The following is a 21,179-nucleotide window of genomic DNA, read 5'->3' on the forward strand; positions in this document are numbered from 1 at the left end:
GCGTCGCCTACGGACGCGGGGACGGACATCCCGGTCCGGCGAAGCGCCGCCGTACCAGGTCGCCGGCCTCGGCGGTGGCGCCGAGCCGGTCGAGGCCGAGCAGCGCCGCGCCCACGATCGGCGGCACATCGGCGACGACGAGCCGGGCCAGCGGCGCCCGCCGGGCGTAGTGTCCCTCGACCAGCGACATGAGCAGCGGATGACCCGAGGTGAGGACACCCCCGCCGAGGACGACCTCGCAGGGCTCGCCGAGCAGGCCGAGACGCCGCAGGGCGACCTCGCCGAGCACGGCGACCTCCTCGGCCTGCCGCTCGACGAGCGACAGGGCGACCTGGTCGCCGTCTCCCGCGGCGTCGAGCAGCGGCGGCACGAGCGCGTGCAGCCGCTCGGCCGCCAGTTCGCCGAAGTGCAGGCCCACGACGACATCCGCCACGGCCGGGCGGCCGAAGCACGACCGGACGACCTCCGTCAGGGCCGTGGCAGGCCCCCGGCCGTCCTCGGCGCGCACGGCGTGCCACAGCGTCTCCTCGCCGAGGTGGTGGCCGCCGCCCCAGTCGCCGCTGATCCGGCCCAGCGCGGGAAAGCGCGCGACCCTGCCGGTGGGGGAGACGCCGACCGCGTTGATGCCGGCGCCGCAGACGACGGCGACGCCCCACCCGGTGCGCGATCCCGCCCGCAGCAGGGCGAAGGTGTCGTTGCCGACCGCCACCGTGCGGCCGTAGCCGCGGGCCAGCAGTTCGTCCGCGAGCCGCTCCTCCTCGATCGGCAGGTCGGCCCCCGCCACGTACGCCGCCACGTGGTCGGCGTACGGCGGGGCCCCGTCCCCGGTTGCGCCGGAGAGCCCGGCGGAGAGCCCGGTGGGGAGGCCGGCGAGCGCCTGCCGCACGGTCTCGCCGATCACGTCGACGGCCCGCGCCACCCCGGCGCTCTGCGGTTTGAACGCCGGGCCGCGCGCGGCGGCCAGGACCACGCCGTCCTCCCGGACCAGGGCCACGTCGGTCTTGCTGTTGCCCCCGTCGACCGCCAGGACCGTACGGAGGGCGCCCGTTCGTCCGGCGGAGGTCACCGGGACACCGCCCAGGGCAGGAAGTCGCGGTTGGCCTCGACCAGCCGCGCGGCGAGGCCGTCGGCAGGCGCCGCCTGGCCGATCAGCGGGTGGGCCAGCAGGGCGTCCCGCACCCGCTCCTCGCCGCCGTGGAGGGCGGCCTCCAGGGCGAGGCTCTCGTACGCCGACACGTGGGCGATCAGCCCGCGATAGAGCGGTTCGACCGGGCCGACCGGAAGCGGGACGGCTCCGTCCGCCCCGACGGCGGCCGGGACCTCGATCACCGCGTCGTCGTCGAGGAACGGCAGGGTGCCGTTGTTGCGGGTGTTCACCACCTGCGTGTCGCCGCGGTCGCCCACGAGGGAGGCGATCAGCGCGACGGCCGCCTCCGAGTAGAAGGCGCCGCCCCGCTGCTCCAGGAGCGCGGGTTTGGTGTCCACGGACGGGTCGGCGTAGAGGTCGAGCAGGGCCGACTCCATCGCGGCGACCTCGGCGGCCCGGGACGGCCCGGCCCGCTGCTCGTCCACCACCGCGTCGTGCTCGTAGAAGTACCGCAGGTAGTAGGACGGCACCGAGCCGAGCCTGCGCAGCACCCAGGCGGGCAGGCCGACGTCGGCGGCGATCTCGTCGGCGTGCCCGGCCAGCAGGGCGGGCAGCACGTCCTCGCCGTCCAGGTAGACGGCCCGCTCCCAGGTGAGGTGGTTGAGCCCGACGTGGCCGAGCCGTACGCGCTCGGGGGAGACGCCGAGCGTCGCGGCGAACCGGCGCTGGAAGCCGATCGCCACGTTGCACAGCCCGATGGCCCGGTGGCCGGCGTCGAGCAGCGCCTTCGTCACGATGCCGACCGGGTTGGTGAAGTCGACGATCCACGCGCCCGGCGCGAGCGCGCGCGCCTTCTCGGCGATGTCGAGCACGACGGGGACGGTCCGCAGGGCCTTGGCCAGGCCGCCCGCGCCGGTGGTCTCCTGGCCGACGCACCCGCACTCCAGCGGCAGGGTCTCGTCGACGTTCCGCGCGGCCTGACCGCCGACGCGGAGCTGCAGGAGCACGGCGCCCGCGCCCGCGACGCCCTCCTCGACGGAGGTGGTCGTGGTCAGCGTGGCCGGATGACCGGCCCGGGCCAGCATCCGGGCGGCCATTCCGCCGACGAGCGACAGGCGCCGCTCGTCCGGATCGACGAGCGCGATCTCGGACAGGGGAAGCTCGTCGCGCAGCCGCGCGAAGCCGTCGATCAGCTCCGGCGTGTACGTGGAACCGCCCCCGACAACGGCCAGTTTCATGTGGTGTGCGGCGCACCGGCCGGGGCCGTGGGGACCGGGTCCCGGGCGGTGCGCCGTCCTCCCTTCGCAAAGGTGGTGGGTGAGGGCCCTACTTGACCCCGGTGAGCTTCACGCCCTCGATGAAGACCTTCTGGGCGAAGAAGAACACGACGATCACGGGGGCCGTGGCGAGCACGGTGGCCGCCATGGTGAGGTTCCACTGCACGCGGTGCACCGACCGGAACGCGGCCAGGCCGATCGACAGGGTCCAGTTGTCCAGGTCGGTCCCCGCGTACAGCAGAGGCCCGTAGTAGTCGTTCCAGCAGTAGAAGAACTGGAAGAGGGCCACGGCCGCGATCGCGGGGCGGGCCATGGGCAGGATCACCCGCACCAGGGTCCGGAACTCCCCGCACCCGTCGACCCGCGCGGCGTCCGAATACTCCCGGGGGATCGTGACGAGGAACTGACGGAGCAGGAAGATCGAGAACGCGTCGCCGAGCAGCATCGGCAGGATCAGCGGCCAGAGCGTGCCGGTCAGGTGGAAGCGGGCCCAGATCAGGTAGACGGGCACCGCCACCACCTGCGGCGGCAGCATCATCGTGGTGATGACCAGCAGGAACGCCAGTTTCCTGCCGCGGAAGCGGAACTTCGCCAGCGCGTACGCCACGGGGATCGACGACACCAGCATGAACGCGGTGGCGAGCACCGAGTAGAGCAGCGTGTTGCGGATCCAGGTGAGCAGGGGCGCGGTCTCGAAGATCTCGGCGAAGTTGCCCCAGTTCCAGCTCCGCGGCCACAGCTCGGAGGTCAGCGCCTGCTGGTCGCTCATCAGCGCGGTGAGCACGATGAACCCCAGCGGGCCGAGGAACATGACGGACAGCGCGACGGCGATCGCGTGCCGGGCGATCCACAGCAGCGCGGTCCTGCCGCGGGTGCCCCGGGCCGGGGCCGCCGGCCCGGCGGCGACCGGCCGGGACGCGAGAGTCGTCGTCATGCCTCCTCCTCGGCGAAGCCGCGGAACTGACGCAGCAGGATGAGCGTGAACACCATCGAGATCGCGAACAGCACGAGCGCCAGCACGCAGGCGTAGCCCATCGCGTAGTCGCGGAACCCCTGGTGGAAGAGCCACTCGGGGAACGTGAGGGTGGACTGGTCGGGGTAGCCGGGCACGAAGACCGAGCCGGCCGAGTCGGTGGCCCCGGAGGCGACCCTGGCGGCGACCATGGCCTGGGTGAAGTACTGCAGGGTCTGGATCACGCCGGTGACGGTGGCGAACATCAGCACCGGCCGGATGATGGGCAGTGTGATGCGGGTGAACTGGTGCCACGCGTTCGCGCCGTCGATCGCGGCGGCCTCGTAGAGCTGCCTGGGCACGTCGAGCAGGGCGGCGAGGAAGATGACCATGAGGTCGCCCACGGACCAGAGCCCGAGTATCGTCAGGCCCCACTTCGACCAGGCGGGATCGCCGAACCAGTCGGGCGAGGGGAGGCCCACCGCGTCCAGCACGGCCTGCACGGGGCCCGTGCCGGGGTTGAGCAGGTAGACGAACCCCAGCGTGCCCGCCACCAGCGGCACCAGGGACGGCAGGTAGAAGATCGTGCGCAGGACGCCCGCCCCGGCCTTGACCTTGGTGATCAGCTGCGCGACGCCGAGGCCGAACAGCACCCGCAGCGGCACCATGACGACCACCAGCCACAGGGTGTTACGCAGGGCCGTCCAGGCGGCGTCGTCGTGCAGGAGGTACCGGTAGTTCAGCAGCCCCACCGGCTCCAGCGTGAACATGTCGTACCGCTGGAAGGAGAAGTACACCGTGGACAGCAGCGGGTAGACGAAGAAGATCGCGAACCCGGCCAGCCAGGGGGACAGGTAGAGCAGGGCGCGGAGGTTCGCGCGGCGCCGGCCTCCTCTGGAGGAGGACGGCACCGCCGGCCCGCGGCGCCCGAGCGCCGTCGCCGCCATGCGTCAGCCGCCCGCCGTCAGCTTCAGCTTGTCGTTTATCTTCTTGTCGACGTCGGCGAGCAGGGCGTCCAGGTCGGTCGCGCGTCCCGACTCCCACTGGATCTGCGCCTCCTGCATCGTCTGCTGGTTGAACACCGAGTTGACGTTCGCCGGCAGCGTCGAGCTGTTCGGGTTGGCGAAGATGTCGAGGAACGTCTGGAAGTTCGGGTCCTTGTCCAGGTCCGGCGACCGCAGCGCGGGCAGGGTGCTCGGCACGTTCCTGATCGCGTTCGACAGCTTCACCAGCGCGTCGGTGTCCGTGGTGAGGTATTCGACCAGGTCCCAGGCGGCCTCCTGGTGGCGGGCGCCGCGCGGGATGCCGATGACGGTGCCGGTGATGAAGCCCGCGCCGTACCGGTCCTGCTGGTCGTCGGCGACCGGCAGCGGCGCCGTGCCGTAGTCGACGCCGGGGGCGTCGGACGCGAGCATGGCGTTGCGCCACTCGCCGTCGATCGCCATGGCGACCTTGCCCTTGTTGAAGGGGTTGTCGGCCGACCACTCGTCGCCGAAGCTCTTGCGGAACTTCTCCAGCTTGTCGTAGCCGTACCAGTCGGCGAGCTCCTTCTGCCAGGTCATCAGCTTCTTCCACTGCGGGTCGGAGCCGATGGCCGAGGTGCCGTCGGGGTTGGTCCACTTGGCGCCCACCATGACGCCGGTGTGGATGGGCGCGTTCTCGTACATCTGGCTGGTCGGCACGAACCCGGCGACCTCGATGTCGCCCTTGTCGTCCTTGACCGTCAGCTTCTTGGCGAGGCCGGCCAGCTCGCTCAGCGTCTTCGGCGGCTGGCTGCCCTTCATGAGCTTCTTGTTGTAGTAGAGGCCGTACGCGTCGGCGAGCATGGGCATCACGCACCGCTTGCCCTGGTATTGGGTGTACTCGGCGATCACGGGCGGGAACAGGGTCGCCGGGTCGATCTTGCTCGCCGCCAGGTACGGGTTCAGGTCCTGGAAGATCCCCGCCTTGCAGAACTCGGCGACGCTGTCGGTGGTGAAGGACAGCGCGACGTCCGGCGGGTTCCCGCCGCGGACGGCCTGCAGGATCTGGTCGTCCTGGACGGCCTTGGTGGCCTTCACCGTGATCCACGGATATTTCTGCTTGAACCCGGCGAGGGTGTCGTCGAACGCCTTCAGCTCGTTGTCGGCGCTGAAGCCGTGCCAGAACTCGATGGTGACCGGATCGTGGTTGGCCGAGCCGGCCGGGACGCTCGGCGCGCTGTTCTCTGTGCCCGCCGTACAGGCGGTGAGCAGGGCCAGGCCCACGGCGGCCGACAGCGCCGGCAGTCGTTTCACGGGGAGTGCCTCCTTGGTGCGGGGGGTGGGACAGGAGGGGAGGTCTGAGGTGCGTCCCCGGGCGTGCGGTTGACCGCGCCGAACACGTCGTCGCGGGCCGTGCCGAGGGCGAGGTCGAGGGCGCCCGCCAGAACGGGGTTGCCCTCGACGGTGGACAGCCGCAGCCGCGGCCGGGGAATCGTCAGCGCGTGCAGCTCCTGCTCGGCGAGGTCCCGCAGGAGCTCCCCGCCGGCGAGAGCCACGCCGCCGGACAGCACGACGATCTCGGGATCGACCACGGCGGTGATCGGCGCCAGGCCGAGCGCGAGCCCGCGGGCGACCTCGGTGAGGCCGTCGTGGGCCCGTCTGCCGGCCGGTCCGCCGCGGGCGGCGGCGGCGACGGCGTTCCGCACGGCCGCCGGAGGCGTGGACGCCCGGACGCCGTGACGGCGGAGTGTGGCGAGCACCGCGGGGCCGCCGGAGAGCGCCTGGAAGCCGTGTCTGGCGCGCTTGCCGACGTCGCGGGCGGTGGGCGCGCCGACGACGGGCATGTACCCGACCTCGCCCGCACCGCCGGTCGCGCCGCGGTGCAGGCGGCCGCCAAGCACGAGGGCCGAGCCGAGTCCCTCGTCGGCCCACAGCAGCACGAAGTCCCGGTGCCCGCGCGCCGTCCCGTGGGACCGCTCGGCCTGGGCCACCAGGTTCACGTCGTTCTCGACGTCGACGGGCACGCCGATGCCGTCGCGGAGGGTGCCGACCAGGCCGGGGATGTGCCATCCGGGGATGTGGGCCGCGTAGCCGAGCCGTCCGGTCGACGGGTCGACGGCGCCGCCGATCCCGATCACCACCCGGTTGAGCCCGTCCGGGGCGATCCCGGCGCCCGCGCAGGCGCCCGCGAGGGCGGCGCGGACCCGCTCGACGACGTCGCCGCCCGACCGTCCGGGAGTGGCGAGGCGGTGCTCGGCGACGACCGCGCCCGTGATGTCGGCCACCTGGACGGCGATCCGCGCCGGGGTCACGTCCAGACCCGCGACGTGCGCCGCACGGGGGTTGATCCGGTAGAGCTCCGCGGTGCGGCCGGGCAGTCCCTCGCGGATGCCGTCCAGGACGACCAGCCCCGCGTCCTGGAGGCGGGCGAGCAGCTGTGATGCGGTGGGCTTCGACAGGCCCGTCAGCGCGCCCAGCTCCGGCCGGGTGAGGGGGCCGCGTTCGAGCAGCGCGGTGAGCGCGGCGCGGTCGTTGATCGCCCGCAGCAGGCTCGGCGTGCCGGGTGTCGGGCGGCTCACCACGGACCTCCGTTACAAAGTTAGGAAACTTTCCTAATTTCGAGGAAGGTACGAACTGCCCATCGTGCGCGTCAAGGGCCCGGACTGGCTCGAAACCGACCTGTGATCGGGTCACCGCCAAGCCGTTGCGGGGTGGCCGGCACGACTCTCGCGGGCGGGAGCGGCTCGGGCCCGGGCCCGCGACCACGTAGAATCTGGCGGCCTATGTCGAAGTCTTCGGCGGGCGAACTGGCCCGCGAGCAGGAATACGTGGCCGACCTGTACGGCCGCCTCGACGTGCTGCGCGAGCGCACCCGGGCGCGGCTCGACGACGTGCTGGCCCAGGGTGCCTCCGGCACCCACCAGAACCGGTCCGAGCGGGACTCCTTCGCCGGCATGTACGCCCAGCGGCTGTCCCGGCTGTGGGCGGTGGAGGCGGGGCTCTGCTTCGGCCGGCTCGACCACGCCGACGACTCGCGGCTGTACATCGGCCGGATCGGCCTGTCCGACGACGAGCAGCAGCGGCTGCTGATCGACTGGCGCGCCCCGGTCGCGCAGCCGTTCTACCGGGCCACGCCCGCCGCGCCCATGGGGGTCACGCGGCGCCGCCACCTCTACACCCGGGGCCGTACCGTGACCGGGATCGACGACGACCTGCTCGACCTCGACCGGCTCGCGGACGCCGACCGCGCCTCCCTGAACGGCGAGGCCGCCCTGCTCGCCGCGCTCACGGAGAAGCGGACCGGACGGATGCGCGACATCGTCGCCACGATCCAGGCGGAGCAGGACCGGATCATCCGCGGCGATCTGAGCGGGGTCCTCGTCGTCCAGGGCGGGCCGGGCACCGGGAAGACCGTGGTCGCCCTGCACCGCGCCGCCTACCTCCTCTACACCTACCGTGAGCGGCTGGAACGCCGCGGCGTGCTGATCCTCGGTCCCAACCCGACGTTCCTGCGCTACATCGAGCAGGTGCTGCCCTCGCTGGGCGAGACCGACGTGCTGCTGTCGTCCGTCGGGGACCTCTATCCGGGCGTCACCGGCCGCCGCACCGAGACGCCGGAGGCCGCGGCACTGAAGGGCGCCGCCCGGATGGCCGACGTCGTGGCGGCGGCCGTGCGGGAGCGGCAGCGCGTGCCGCGCACGCCCGTCGAGATCCGGCTCGACCGCTTCACCCTCACCCTCGACCGGCGGACACTGGAGTCCGCCCAGACCAAGGCCGTGCGGTCGCGCCGCCCGCACAACCAGGCCAGGGCGGTGTTCGTCCGCCACCTGCTCACGGCGCTGACCCGGCAGGCCGCCCGCCACCTCGGCCGCGGCATGCTCGACGAGGCCGACTTCGCCGAACTGCGCGAGGACCTGCGCACCGAGGAGCCGGTCCGGCTGGCGCTCAACCGGCTCTGGCCGTACCTGACGCCGCAGCAACTGCTGATCGGGCTGTTCACCTCGGCGGAGCGCATGTCCCGCGCGGGGCTGTCCGCCCGTGACAGCAGGACGCTGCTCCGGGTGCCGCCCGCGCCCGGGGAGGACTGGTGGAGCGTGGCCGACGTGCCCCTGCTCGACGAGGCCGCCGAACTGCTCGGCGACATCGACGAGGGAGTGCTGCGGGCGGCCCGCCGCGCCGAGCAGGAACGGGAGGAGCGGATCGCCTACGCCCGGGAGGTGCTCGAACTGACCGGCCTGGCGGACGTCATGGACGCCGAGCGGTTCGCCGAGCGGCAGCAGGCCGACGAGGTGTACCTGACCACCGCGGAGCGCGCCGCCCGCGACCGCACCTGGGCGTTCGGGCACGTGATCGTCGACGAGGCGCAGGAGCTGTCCGAGATGGCCTGGCGGATGGTCATGCGGCGCTGCCCGAGCCGTTCGATGACGCTCGTCGGGGACATCGCGCAGACCGGGTCGGCGGCGGGCGCCGCGAGCTGGGGTCACGTCCTCGACCCGTACGTCGGGGGCCGATGGCGGGAGGAGCGGCTGACCGTCAACTACCGCACGCCTGCGGAGCTGATGGGGGTGGCCGCCCGCGTCCTGGAACTGGTCGGCCCCGACCTGAAGGCCCCCGAGTCCGTCCGGGAGACGGGGGAGCGGCCGTGGGCGCTGCGGGCCGGCGACCTCGGCCAGGTCGGGACCGTCGTGCGGGAGGAGATCGTCGAAGGCGGGCGGCTGGTGGTCATCGTCCCCGCCTCGGAGCTGCCCGAGGTCGGGAAGGCGGTCGCCGGGGCGGTGCCCGGCGCGGCGGCCGGGCCGGGACCGGCCACCCTCGACGCGCCCGTCGCCGTACTCTCCGTCGCCGACGCCAAGGGACTCGAGTTCGACTCGGTGATCGTGGTGAACCCCGGCCGGATCCTGGCCGAGTCGTCCCGCGGCCCGAGCGACCTCTACGTGGCGCTCACCAGGGCGACCGGGCGGCTCGGCGTCGTCCACACCGGTCCGCTGCCCGCCGTTCTCGGCGATCTCGAGACACGCGGCGGCCCGGACGGGCCCGACGCCGACGGCCCTTCCCCGCCTGCGGAGACCCGTCGTTCCCGCTGATCGGGAGGCGGTTGACATCTGAGCTGAGGTCGGTAGTTTGCTCTGCGGTCCAGCACGGGACTGTCCGGTTGGCCGTCGTGTGGCGTCCGGCGGTCTCTGCGTCCGTGGCGGAGCGGCGTTCCCCGCGTCGTTCCGTCCGCCCATCCAGGCGCAGATCTGCGTTCCGCCCTGTCGGGGCACCCCAGCCGGCCGGGGGGTTGGACCCGGGAGGGGCCCGGATGCCCAGTAGACAACGGAGCTCCGCGCCCGCCGCCGGCGGGACGGAAACCGGTCCGAAGGGACATCCGGGCCCTCCTCTCCCAGCGGGGCGGGTTCGCCGCCTTCGTCTGTCCGTCGCTCGCCGGGGCGCTCGCCGCGCCATGTGACGGCGCCGGAGCGGTTGTCCACAGGCGCGCATCCGCTCGCCCGAGCGACTCCCACCGGCCGTAGAGTGACGAGGTCCGGACGTGCCGGTCGGGCCTCATCCGTCGAGCACACGAGACGGACGTCCGCGTGTGGCGGCCCTCGCGGCACGACAGATGAGGAGAGAACCACCCGGTGGCAGTGAAGATCACAGATCAGGTGGCCGCGCCCGCCCCGATGGCGCACCGGTCGTCGCCGCTGGGCGTCCTCCTCCGGGCCGGCGGGTCGATCGCCGGCGGCCTGCTGACATACCTGGCGTTCCCGCCCATCGGGTGGTGGTTCTGCGCCCCGCTCGGCGTGGGGCTGTCCGTGCTGGCCCTGCGCGGGGTCCGGGTGCGCCGCGCGGCCTGGCTCGGCTACCTCGGGGGCGCCGCGTTCCTCCTTCCCACCCTGGCGTGGGTCCGGCCCATCGGAGACGACGCGTGGGCGGCCCTGGCCGGCGTCGAGAGCCTCTTCTGGGCCGCCATGGCCGCCGGTGCCGCGTTGGTCCTCCGGCTGCGGCTGTGGCCCCTCTGGGTCGCCACCCTGTGGGTGGCGCAGGAGTGGGCCCGGGGCCTCTTCCCCGTCGGCGGCTTCCCCTGGGCCCGGCTGGCCTTCAGCCAGGGCGAGTCGCCCTTCACCCGGTTCGCTTCACTCGGAGGTGCGCCGCTTGTAAGTTTCACGGTCGTCCTCTGCGGCGCGCTGGTCGCGTCGCTGGTCACGAGGGTCGTGGCGGCACGCCGGCCGGACCGGGTCATTGCCGGAACGCTCCTCGGCGCGATAGCCGTACCGGTGTTGGGGTCGTTGGTGCCCCTGCTCGGCGACGAGGGCAGGACAGTGAGGATCGGCGTCATCCAGGGCAACGTGCCGGGACGGGGGATGGACTTCCTCGGGAACGAGCCGGCCGTCGTGCTGCGCAACCACGCGGACGAGACGCACCGGATGGCGCAGGCCGTGCGACAGGGCACACTGCCCAAACCGGACATCGTCGTGTGGCCGGAGAACTCGACCGACATCGATCCCTACCGCAGCGACTACGCCCGCTCGGTCATCGACGCGGCCGCCAAGGACATCGGCGTGCCGATCCTCGTCGGGGCGGTGGCGGAGATCGGGACCGAGCACCGGGCCACCCGTGGCATCGTGTGGGACCCGGTCACCGGTCCCGGCGCCTACTACGACAAGCGCAAGCTCGTGCCCTTCGGCGAGTACACCCCATTCAAAGATCTTTTCCTGAAGCTTTCCGCCCGGGCCAACCTGGTGGGCAGGCAGTCCGTCCCCGGGGACCGTCCGGGCGCCCTTCGCATGGGCCCGGTCACGGTCGGGATGGTCGAGTGCTACGAGGTCGCCTTCGACGGCCTCGTCCGTGACACCGTGGACGCGGGCGGCACGCCCCTGGTCGTGCAGACGAACGACGCGACATACGCGTTGACCAATCTCCCGCCGCAGCAGCTCGCCATGTCGCAGCTGCGGGCGGTGGAGTTCAACCGGGCGGTGATCACCGCCGCCACCACCGGGATCTCGGCGTACGTCGATCCCGAGGGAACCGTGGAGTGGCGGACGGCCGAGCTCGTGCCGGGGATGAACGTCGTGGATGTTCCCGTGAGGACAAAGAACACGCTGGCCAGCAGGGTAGGTGCACTACCGGAGTGGACTTTGATACTGATGGGAGCCGGAGCCACGGTGGCGGCGATCTCGAGGCGGAGGAAGAGCTGATGGAGCGTACTCCCGGGCGGGTGCTCGTGATCGTTCCCACGTACAACGAGCGGGAGAACCTGCCGATGATCGCGGGCCGGCTGCGCGCCGCGCTGCCGGACGCGCATCTGCTGGTCGCCGACGACAACAGCCCCGACGGCACGGGCGACATCGCCGACGAGCTCGCCGCGGCCGACGACCACGTCCACGTGCTGCACCGGCCGGGGAAGCAGGGCCTGGGCGCCGCCTACATCGCCGGGTTCCGCTGGGGTCTCGACGAGGGCTACGACGTGCTCGTGGAGATGGACGCCGACGGCTCCCACCAGCCCGAGGAGCTGCACAAACTGCTCGACGCGGTGGCCGACGGCGCCGACCTCGCGATCGGCTCCCGCTACGTGCCGGGGGGCAAAGTCGTCAACTGGCCCGTCTCCCGTGAGTTGCTGTCGCGCGGGGCGAACACCTACGTGGGGATCATGCTGGGCCTGCCGGTCCGCGACGCCACCGCCGGCTTCCGCGCCTACCGGGCGTCCACCCTGGAGAAGATCGGGCTGAACGACGTCGACTCCCAGGGCTACTGCTTCCAGATCGACCTCACCCTCCGGACCGTCAGGCAGGGCCTGCGCGCCGCCGAGGTGCCCATCACGTTCGTCGAGCGCACCGTGGGCAACAGCAAGATGAGCCGCAAGGTCATCCTCGAGGCGCTCTGGCGGGTGACCATGTGGGGCGTGACCGGCTGGCAGGAGCGGTTTCGCCCACGGCGATAGCGCCGGAGGCGACCGGGAGGAACCAGGCCGCCGGTGAGGACGTTGAGCCCGTAGTACGACTGCCGTGTGAATGAGGCAATGATGCTGCGGATCGGGCTTTTCCTCGCTTTCCTGGTCGTCCCCGTGCTGGAGATCTGGTTCCTGATCCGGGTCGGCACGGTCATCGGCGGCTGGCAGACCGTTGCCCTGCTGATCGCGGACAGCCTGCTCGGAGCCTGGCTCGTGCGCAGGGAGGGCCGCAGGGCCTGGGCCGCGCTGCGGACCGCCGTCCAGTCCGGGCGCATGCCGGACCGTGAGCTCGCCGACGGCGCGTTGATCGTGGCGGGCGGCGCCCTGCTCCTGACGCCCGGCTTCCTGAGCGACGTGGCCGGATTCTTCATGATCCTTCCGTTCACCCGGCCGATCGCCCGCCGGGCGGCGTCGTGGTTCTTCGGCCGCCGGGTCCGAGCCCTCGCGCAGAGCTCGCCGTACGGCCCTCTCTTCACGACGGAGTTCACGGCGGGGTCCGCGGCGGGCGGCGGTTCCGCCGGCGCTCCGGGGGCCGGTTACGCCGGTGGCGGCTCGCGCCCGGGGCGGGTGGTGCACGGCGAGGTCATCGACACCGACGCTCCGCACGATGACGTCTCCGGCCCGCGCCGCCGCGACGGTTGATCCTCGTCTGTTCACTGCCGAAAGTCCCCTTTCGCCGGGACCTTCACCGCTGACCCGTGCCCGCTGTGCGGGGCAGGGTAAGGGGAGGAGGAGTGGGCAACCTCCCGGGCGGAGGGAACACCATGAACAACGCTGACACGATCGCCAGTGCCGCTCACGCGGCGGTGGAGGCGGCGGTATGGGCGCCGTCCATCCACAACACGCAGCCCTGGTCGTTCGCCGTCTCCGGCGACGAGATCTGCCTCCGGGCCGATCCCGACCGGAAGATGCGGATCGGCGACCCGGACGGGCGACAGATGCTCATCAGCTGCGGTGCCGCGCTGTTCAACGTGCGCGTCACGCTGCGCGCGCTGGGCTGGGTGCCGGAGGTGCGTGTCCTTCCCGACCCGGAACGGCCGCTTCTGGTGGCGACGGTCCGGGTCCGTCCACCCGGGCTGTCCACACCGGTCGAGGAGCACGCCACACTGCTGCACGCCGAGATCGAGCGCAGGCGCACCCACCGGGCCGGGTTCACCGGACTGGCCGTGCCCGACCGTCTGGTGGCCGCGCTCGTCGACGCGGCGACCGCCGAGGGCGCCTGCCTGCTACCTGTGGTCTCGAAGCACGCCGTGCGGGTGCTCGCCGACCTCACGTCCGCCGCCCAGGAAATCCAGTCGCAGGACCGGGTCTACAGCCTGGAGCTCCTGCGGTGGGCCCGGCCACCGGGGAGCGCCCGCCGCGACGGGGTGCCCGCAGGGGCCTATCCGAGCGGTCCGGCCCGTACCAGTCCGCAGCACTTCGCCCAGCGTGACTACGCGCGTGGTCACCCCTGGGGGATCGAGACCGACCAGCGGATCACCTCCGCCACCGGCCTGGTCGCGCTGCTCACGACCGCCGGAGACGGCCGGCGGGACTGGGTGGCCGCCGGAGAGGCGCTGCAGCGGGTCCTCCTGCACGGCTCCGCCTACGGCCTGAGCGCCGCCTTCCACACCCAGGCGCTGGAGATGCCCGAGCTGAGGGAGTTCATCAGGAGGAACCTCAGCTCCGGCCGGTTCCCGCAGATGGTCATGAGGCTCGGCTTCGTCCTCGACGAGAGCCGCAGCGTCCGCCGCCCCTCCGCCGAGATGACGGACTGAGCGCCGGCGCATCCACTCGAGACACGATCGCCCAGGCTCGGGCCGATCGTGTCCCGGGCTCGGCCCGTGCCCTCCACGGCGACGTTGGCGCGGAGGGCCGAAAGTCCCGCGCCGGCGGGACTTCGGCGGTGAAGAGGCGAGCCCTACGGCTCTGCTGGAGAAGATCTCCCCGCGGTTTGCTTGGGACGCGAACAGCGGACGAGTCGAGAGGGGCCGGTCATGGCCATCACCGAAGGGCACCACGGGCGCAACCACATCGCTTCCGGTCACGCGGCCTCCATCCCCGCCGGTATCCCGGCCGGGCGCCACGTGGCCGACGGCGCCGCGGCCGCGGAAGCCGCGACCGCTCCCCATCGGAGCGGATCGGGCCCGGCCGCGTACGTCTGGGCCGTCGCGAGGATCGCCGTCGGCTGGGTGTTCCTCTGGGCGTTCCTCGACAAGCTCTTCGGCTGGGGCTTCGCCACCCCAGCCAAGGGCGCGTGGGTGAACGGCGGCAGCCCGACCACCGGCTTCCTCAAGGGCACCGCGGACCGGACGTTCGGCGGGGTGTTCGGCGCCCTCGCCGGTCAGGCGTGGGTCGACTGGCTCTTCATGGGCGGGCTGCTCGGCATCGGCGTCGCCCTCGTCCTCGGCGTGGGCATGCGGATCGCCGCGGTCTCAGCGACGCTCCTGCTGGTCCTCATGTGGGCCGCCGAGCTTCCCCTCACCACCAACCCCTTCCTGGACGAGCACATCGTCTACGCGATCGTCGTGATCGGCCTCGCCCTGGCGGGCGCCGGACGGACCCTCGGGCTCGGCGTCCAGTGGACCCGGACCGCCCTGGTGCGGCGCTTCCCCGTGCTCAAGTGATCGTGCTCAAGTGATCGTGCTCAAGTGACGGGGCCATGTGACGGGGCCCAGATGAGCGGGCCTCGGGTGAGAGGGCCTGAGGTGACCGGAGCGCCGGCCCCGGACGCCTACCTTCCCCGGGGGGTGGGCAGTCGCGTGCCGGGGGTGGAAAACTTCGGGCTATGACGGACAACGAGGCCCGGCCGCTCGTGCCGCACATGCGGCTGGACGAACTGCTGGCGGAGCTGCAGACACGGCTTGAGGCGGTTCTCGCCACCCGTGACCGCGTCCACGCGCTCCTGGAGGCCGTCGTCTCGGTCGGCAGCGACCTCGACCTGGAGACCGTCCTCCGTCGCATCGTGGAGACGGCGACCACCCTGGTCGACGCCACCTACGGCGCCCTGGGGGTGATCGGGGAGGAGAACACGCTCGTGGAGTTCATCCCCGTCGGGCTGTCCGAGGAGGAGATCGCCCGCATCGAGCACTGGCCCCACGGCCTCGGCCTGCTCGGCCTGCTCATCAAGGAGCCGCAGACGCTGCGGATGTCCCACATCTCCGATCACCCGGAGTCGTACGGGTTCCCGCCCGGCCACCCGGCGATGGGCAGCTTCCTCGGCGTCCCCATCCGGGTCAGGGACTCCGTCTTCGGCAACCTCTACCTCACCGAGAAGCGCGGGGGCGGAGAGTTCGACGAGGACGACGAGGCGATCGTCGTCGCCCTCGCCACCGCGGCAGGCGTCGCCATCGAGAACGCCCGGCTGTACGAGGACACCCGGCGCCGCGAGACCTGGCTGCAGGCGTCCTCGGAGATCACCACCCGGCTGCTCTCCGGCGCCGAGCCGCATGAGGTGCTCACGCTCATCGCGCGCCGCGCGCGGGAGATGTCCGACACCGATCTCACGGCCGTCCTGCTGCCCGGGGCGGACGCGAAGGTCCTGCATCCCGTGCTCGAGGACGGCTCGATCTGGGACGACGGCGCACCGGGCCCGGCGCTGCGGGACGTCGCGGTCGCCGAGACGCTGACCGGCCGGGCGTTCTTGCGGGGCGAGCCGCTCATGGTCGACGACGCCGCCGTGACCGACGCCGTGCGGGCCTTCACGCGGCGTGGCGCGCTCGGCCCGGTGGCCGCGGTGCCGCTCGGCGCGGCGGGCGCCGTACGAGGTGTGCTCCTGCTCGCGAAACGGGCGGGGCGCCTGCCGTTCAGCACCCCGGAGCTCCGGATGCTGCACGCCTTCGCGGGGCAGGCGGCGGTGGCCCTTGAGCTCGCCGAAGCCCGCAGGGACGCCGAGAAGCTCGGGCTGCTCGAAGACCGCGACCGCATCGCCAAGGACCTGCACGACGTGGTCATCCAGCGGCTCTTCGCGGTGGCGATGACGCTGATGAGCGCGGTCCGGCTGGTGGACCACCCGGAGGCCTCCGCGCGCGTGCAGACGGCGATCGACGAGCTGGACACCACCATCCGGCAGATCCGCTCGACCATCTTCGCCCTCCAGACACCACGCGAGGAGGCCGTCCGGAGTCTGCGCGCCCAGATCGTCGACCTGGTCGAGGGCGCCCGCGGTCACCTCGGCTTCATGCCCGGCCTGACCCTGGAGGGACGCCTCGACACCGACGTGCCGGCGGAACCGGCCGAGCATCTGCTGGCCGTCCTGCGGGAGGCGCTGTCGAACGTCGTCCGCCACGCGAAGGCGTCCCGTGCCGACGTCACCGTGCGGACCGCGGACCGGCGGCTGACCCTCATCGTCCAGGACGACGGCGTGGGAGTGCCCGCCAAGGGCCGCCGCAGCGGCCTGCGCAATCTCGCCGACCGAGCCGAACGGCTGGGCGGGGACTTCCGGATCACCTCCGGAGAGGGCGGCGGCGCCCGCCTCGAATGGAGCGTCCCGCTCGACACCTGACCCCGCCCGATCTCCGCCCGCGCGGCCGCCGCTCAGCGTTCGGCGGCGCCGAACCAGCGGGCGGCCGCCGCCCGCAACCCGTCGCGTTCGGCCCGGCTCGGGCGGGCCGAGCCGGTCGCCCACGCCACGTGGCAGTCGGGCCGCAGCAGCAGCGCGGCGGGAGCCTCCGGCGTGCCCACGCGGGCGGCGACGATGTCCACCCGTCCTCGCCAGGCGGCGAGCTCGGCCACGAGCGAGGCGTCCTCCGTCAGGTCGAGCAGCAGCGGCCGGGCGTTCCTGGTCAGTTCCGCGAGCCGTACGGTGCCGCCGTCCGTCTCCAGGAGGAGGTCGGGGGCCCACCGCCCGGCCAGCGGATGGTCGCCGGGCGTCGCGTAGCCGTACCTGATGTCCGTCCCGGACATGAGGGCGGCGATGTGCCGGACGACGCGAGGCTCGGTGAGCAGCTCGCCGAACAGCTCGCGCAGCGCGGTGACCTCCGGCCCGGGGGCGATCAGCGCCGACTGCGCCTGGGTGTGCATGACGACGCGCTGGGACACCGGCCGCCGCTCGGAGTCGTAGGTGTCCAGCAGGCCCGGCGGGGCCCAGCCGTGGATCTCGGCGGCCAGCTTCCAGCCCAGGTTGACGGTGTCCTGCAGGCCCAGGTTGAGGCCGGGGCCGCCGATCGAGCTGTGCACGTGCGCCGCGTCGCCGACGAGCAGCACCCGCCCGTCCCGGAAGCGGTCGGCCAGCCGGGTGTTGCCCCCGACGAGCCGGCGCAGCATGTGGGGGCCCTCGCCCTCCGGCGGGCCGAACGGCACGTCCACGCCGAGCACCCGGCGAACGCTCGCCCGGAAGTCGTCGAGGGTGGGCGCCGCGCCCTCGGGCTCCTCAGGCCCCCATTCCACCGTGGTCATCATCGGGGGGCGGGAGGGGAAGGCGGCGTAGACGAAGAGCCCGCGTTCGGTGCGGTGGTGCAGGAACGCGGGGACGAGGCCGTACCCGGGCACCTGGAGCCCTCCGGTGGCCGGATCGATCAGTTCGGCGGGCACGGAGACGTGCGCGGTGAAGGAGACGGAGTCGTCCCTGGTGACACCGGGGAAGCCGATCCCGGAGAGCTTGCGCGTGGTGCTGTGGCCGCCGTCGGCCCCGGCCAGCCAGCCGGTGCGCAGCCGGTAGGGGCCGTCGGGTCCGTCGATCTCCAGGTCGACCCCGTCGCCGTCCTGGGAGATCCCGGTGAGCTCGTGGCCGCGGCGGATCTCGACGCCGAGCTCCTGGGCGCGTGCCGCGAGCTCCCGCTCAAGCCGGCGCTGCGGCACCGGGAGGATGTACATCGGGTTGTCGTCCAGGACGGAGAGATTCAGGGGCAGCGCGCCGAAGACGAAGCCGGGGGTGGGCTGCGGCGGCTCCGTTCCACCGCTCAGGCGCTGGTAGAGGCCGCGGCGGTCGAGCACGCGGACGACCTGGCCGACCAGGCCGTTGGCCCGGTTCTCCTCGGGCTGCGTGACGAGCCGTTCCAGGACGACGGGACGCACTCCGGCCAGGCTCAGCTCGCAGGCCAGCATGAGGCCGTTCGGCCCCGCCCCGGCGATGACGACGTCGATGGGCATGACGAATACTCCTTCGATGGTGGGGAACCCGGCCGTCCGTGGAAGGGCATGACGGGACGGACCGGCGGCGCCGGTCGGGCCGGTTCTATCGGTGGGTGCCGAGCCCCGGTGGCGGAGACGTGCCCGGGCTTCGGGTGAGTCGGCGGATCAGGGGGCCGGGAGGCCCCGGGCGATCTGGCCGAGCGCATCCTCCAGCAGCGGGGCGAACGCGGCCGGCGGATCGGCCCGCAGGAAGTGGTCCGTGGCGATCCGGACGGCCGCGCCGACGGCGCCGGCCACGAGACGGGGATACATGTCGTGCACGGGATCGGCGCCGACGCGCTCGGCGACCGCGGCGGCGAGCGCGGCCTCCGCCTCGACCTCCGCCCTGATGAACTCGGCCTGGAGGGCCGGCTCACGCACCATCAGCCGCACGCCGTCGATCCACTGCTGGTCCGGCATGCCGGTCGGGGCGTCCTGCCCCAGCGTCAGCCGTGCGATCACCGCGTTCCGGATGGCCTCCCACAGAGGCTCCGACGCCGGTCTGCGGCGGAGTTCTTCGGCGGTGAGCCTGCTCCGGTCCAGGTGGCGGGCGGTGATCGCCTCGGCCTTGCTGGAGAAATAGTTGTTGAACGTGCGCGGAGAGACACCGGCGGCCGCGGCGATGTCCTCCACCCGGACGTTGTCCAGCCCGCGTTCGACCACAAGCCGGATGGCCGCCCAGCTCAGGGCGATCCGCGTCTCCTGCTTCTTGCGCTCCCGCAGGCCCGCCCGCTCGCCCCTGTCGTCGTTCACCCCTTCACCGTACCAAAACTTGCGGGCCGCGCAAAGATGCGCGATGCGCAAGTTTTTGAGCGGTCGGCGGGCCGCATCAGAGGCCGCAGAGCTCGGACAGGCTCTTGGCGGCCTTGCCGCTGTTGGGCGTGGGGGTCAGCCGGGGCGAGGAGGCGCGCGCCGTCGGCGTCGACGCGCCGTCTGCGGGCGAGGAGGCAGCCCCGGCGGAGGCGGACGACGATCCGGCGCCTCCGGTCGTGCCCGGTGACGTGCCCGGGGACGCGGCGGTCACGCCGGTCACGCCGTTCGTGGCGGTCGTCGTGGCGGGGCGATCGGCCATCGACTCACGGATGGCCTCCCGGGTCATGTTCCGGATCTTGGCCCAGTCGGCGGCGCCGGGGTAGATGATCGGCGGGACGAACTGGAGGCTGGTGATCGAGGCCTTCCGCACCTTCATGCCGAGCGGCACCAGGTGCTCCAGCAGGTCGCGGGGGATGTCCGTCCGGAACATGTGCCGGGCCGCGGACGCGATCCGGGTGAAGTTGGCGAGCACGGTCGCCGGCGTGACCTGCTGGGCGAGCGCGCCGATGACGCACCGCTGACGGGCCATCCGGGAGAAGTCGTCGCTGTCCACCCGGGAGCGGCCGTACCAGAGCACCTCCTCGCCGTTCAGCGTGCGGTAGCCCGCCTTGATGGTCCCTGCCGTGCCGAAGTGGCCGCCCCACCTGACGTCGCGCTCGACCCGGATCTTGAGACCGCCGACCGCGTCGATCAGGGCGGCGAAGCCGAACATGTCGACCATCGCGTAGTAGTCGATGTGCAGGCCGAGGGTGTAGCCGATGGCGTCCTTGAGCGCCTGGGCGCCCCGGTTCTTGCCGCCCATGACCTGCGGATTGTTGTCCGCGTAGTACCAGACCGAGTTGAGCAGGCCCTGCCCCTCGGCGTTGAAGCCGTCGGGGAACTGCTTGCGCAGCGGACTGCTCGCCGGGAAGTGGACATACTGCAGATTGCGCGGCAGGCTCAGCAGCACGGTGTTGCCAGTGGCGATGTTGACGCTGGCCACCGTCATCGAGTCGGTGCGCACACCCACCCGGTTTCCGGCCGCGTCGCCGCCGATCAGCAGGAAGTTGACCCGCTTGCGGCCGTCCCACGGGTCCTCGGCCCGGACCGGTGAGGCGGTGACCCCGGCGACGGGCGCGGTGACGGCGTCGAGGAGCTGGCTCGCCGTCCTGATCGTGCCGGCGGTGAACACGAACGGCGCCATGACCGACACGCACAGGAACCCGGCGACGACACCCGAGAGCACCTGACCGCCCTGGGAGAGCCGCTGGGGACGGAGGGCGACGTAGGAGAAGGCGACGAGCGAGCACCAGGCGACGGCGCCGACGCCCGCCCCGATCATGATGGTCGTCATCGTGCTGCCGCGCAGCACCACCTGGGCGTTCTCGCTGAGCTTGAGGGCGAGGATGCCGAGCGCCACCAGCGTGGTGCCGAAAACGCCCAGCAGGACGAATCCGGTGCGGCGACGGCCCGCGCGCAGGTGGGCGGCGCCCGGCACGACCGCCGACAGGGCCGTCCAGCCGATCAGCGCGCCGGTGCTCAGCGGCCGGGCGAACCGCGGGCGGCCCGTCTTCCGAGGGCCGGGCGCCGGGGCCGGGTCTCCGGCGCCCGACGGGCCCTTTGAGGAGGCGGACGACTGGTCCGAGGCGGGTGACAGGGTGGACACGGGCACCGCCCGATCCTCCGTGCTCGCCGGTTCTCCCCGCCGACGGCGTGGGCCCTGCCCTTCCGGGAGGCTCCCGGCCTCGTCGGAGCGACCCTCGCCGTGCATGGTTCACCGCTCTCTCGTCGAATCTTGGCTAGGGATTCTAACCCCCATATCCGGACAAGAGTCACGTAAACGAGAGTTCAGGCTTACCCGCACGACACGGGCGCCCGTCGCCGCGCCCCGGGATCGGCCGTCCGGTGGGCCCCGGGCGGGCGGACAGGCGGTGGATGACCTGCGCGGGCCCGGGGGCGGCGAGGGTCGGCGCCCGCCCGGTCGCGCCGCCCCGGTGAGGCGGCGGAGGCGGCTCGCGGATGGGCCACGGATGACCCGCGAACGGACTACAGATGCGATATCCGGGCGAATGGCCCCCTCGGCTAATTC

Annotated in this window: 16 protein-coding genes; 7 read left to right on the forward strand and 9 right to left on the reverse strand. The window is 72.7% G+C overall.

What is annotated here, in order from left to right; genetic code table 11:
• Positions 1-7 precede the first annotated feature (7 nt).
• The 6 genes from JOL79_RS07825 to JOL79_RS07850 form a co-directional block, all read right to left on the reverse strand.
• Positions 8-1,066 (reverse strand): N-acetylglucosamine kinase, encoded by a 1,059-nt coding sequence (locus JOL79_RS07825; protein WP_210155003.1) that lies wholly within the window; start codon positions 1,064-1,066, stop codon positions 8-10.
• Positions 1,063-2,325, reverse strand: a complete 1,263-nt coding sequence (locus JOL79_RS07830) for a 6-phospho-beta-glucosidase (RefSeq protein ID WP_210155004.1) — start codon at positions 2,323-2,325, stop codon at positions 1,063-1,065. The genes JOL79_RS07825 and JOL79_RS07830 overlap by 4 nt, the downstream gene beginning before the upstream one ends.
• Before the next feature lie 88 nt (positions 2,326-2,413).
• The gene (locus JOL79_RS07835) at positions 2,414-3,298 is read right to left on the reverse strand and encodes a carbohydrate ABC transporter permease (RefSeq protein ID WP_210155005.1); all 885 of its coding nucleotides are present in this window, start codon (positions 3,296-3,298) and stop codon (positions 2,414-2,416) included.
• On the reverse strand, positions 3,295-4,263 hold the full coding sequence (locus tag JOL79_RS07840; RefSeq protein WP_210155006.1) for a carbohydrate ABC transporter permease: 969 nt from the start codon (positions 4,261-4,263) through the stop codon (positions 3,295-3,297). The genes JOL79_RS07835 and JOL79_RS07840 overlap by 4 nt, the downstream gene beginning before the upstream one ends.
• Positions 4,264-4,266: 3 nt before the next feature.
• Complete coding sequence (locus JOL79_RS07845; protein ID WP_307848388.1) at positions 4,267-5,592, reverse strand: extracellular solute-binding protein; 1,326 nt, start codon at positions 5,590-5,592, stop codon at positions 4,267-4,269.
• Entirely contained in the window at positions 5,589-6,857 is a 1,269-nt protein-coding gene (locus tag JOL79_RS07850) for an ROK family transcriptional regulator (RefSeq protein ID WP_210155007.1), read from the reverse strand. The genes JOL79_RS07845 and JOL79_RS07850 overlap by 4 nt, the downstream gene beginning before the upstream one ends.
• Positions 6,858-7,061: 204 nt before the next feature.
• Between JOL79_RS07850 and JOL79_RS07855 the strand changes: the two genes are divergently transcribed.
• From JOL79_RS07855 to JOL79_RS07885, 7 genes are all read left to right on the forward strand, one after another.
• On the forward strand, positions 7,062-9,362 hold the full coding sequence (locus JOL79_RS07855) for a HelD family protein (RefSeq protein WP_210155008.1): 2,301 nt from the start codon (positions 7,062-7,064) through the stop codon (positions 9,360-9,362).
• Positions 9,363-9,899: 537 nt separating this feature from the next.
• Positions 9,900-11,456, forward strand: a complete 1,557-nt coding sequence (gene lnt, locus JOL79_RS07860) for an apolipoprotein N-acyltransferase (protein ID WP_307848390.1) — start codon at positions 9,900-9,902, stop codon at positions 11,454-11,456.
• Complete coding sequence (locus tag JOL79_RS07865) at positions 11,456-12,199, forward strand: polyprenol monophosphomannose synthase (protein ID WP_210155009.1); 744 nt, start codon at positions 11,456-11,458, stop codon at positions 12,197-12,199. Before lnt ends, JOL79_RS07865 begins: the two co-directional genes overlap by 1 nt.
• 66 nt (positions 12,200-12,265) lie before the next feature.
• Positions 12,266-12,850 (forward strand): FxsA family protein, encoded by a 585-nt coding sequence (locus tag JOL79_RS07870; protein WP_307848391.1) that lies wholly within the window; start codon positions 12,266-12,268, stop codon positions 12,848-12,850.
• Positions 12,851-12,972: 122 nt separating this feature from the next.
• The gene (locus JOL79_RS07875) at positions 12,973-13,965 is read left to right on the forward strand and encodes an Acg family FMN-binding oxidoreductase (protein ID WP_210155010.1); all 993 of its coding nucleotides are present in this window, start codon (positions 12,973-12,975) and stop codon (positions 13,963-13,965) included.
• Between the two features lie 219 nt (positions 13,966-14,184).
• Positions 14,185-14,814 (forward strand): hypothetical protein, encoded by a 630-nt coding sequence (locus tag JOL79_RS07880; protein ID WP_230984405.1) that lies wholly within the window; start codon positions 14,185-14,187, stop codon positions 14,812-14,814.
• Positions 14,815-14,975: 161 nt separating this feature from the next.
• Positions 14,976-16,691 (forward strand): sensor histidine kinase, encoded by a 1,716-nt coding sequence (locus JOL79_RS07885; protein WP_210155011.1) that lies wholly within the window; start codon positions 14,976-14,978, stop codon positions 16,689-16,691.
• Between the two features lie 32 nt (positions 16,692-16,723).
• Here the strand turns inward: JOL79_RS07885 and JOL79_RS07890 are convergent, their stop codons facing one another.
• The 3 genes from JOL79_RS07890 to JOL79_RS07900 all read right to left on the reverse strand — a co-directional run bounded on the left by JOL79_RS07890 (position 16,724) and on the right by JOL79_RS07900 (position 20,762).
• Positions 16,724-18,277, reverse strand: coding sequence for an FAD-dependent monooxygenase (locus JOL79_RS07890; RefSeq protein ID WP_210155012.1), 1,554 nt, complete (start codon positions 18,275-18,277; stop codon positions 16,724-16,726).
• A 147-nt stretch (positions 18,278-18,424) separates the two neighbouring features.
• Positions 18,425-19,051, reverse strand: a complete 627-nt coding sequence (locus JOL79_RS07895) for an acyl-CoA-like ligand-binding transcription factor (protein WP_210155013.1) — start codon at positions 19,049-19,051, stop codon at positions 18,425-18,427.
• Positions 19,052-19,127: 76 nt separating this feature from the next.
• Complete coding sequence (locus JOL79_RS07900; RefSeq protein ID WP_307848392.1) at positions 19,128-20,762, reverse strand: LCP family protein; 1,635 nt, start codon at positions 20,760-20,762, stop codon at positions 19,128-19,130.
• Positions 20,763-21,179: the final 417 nt, after the last annotated feature.

The sequence above is a fragment of the Microbispora oryzae genome (assembly GCF_017896165.1).
GTDB classification, from domain to species: domain Bacteria; phylum Actinomycetota; class Actinomycetes; order Streptosporangiales; family Streptosporangiaceae; genus Microbispora; species Microbispora oryzae.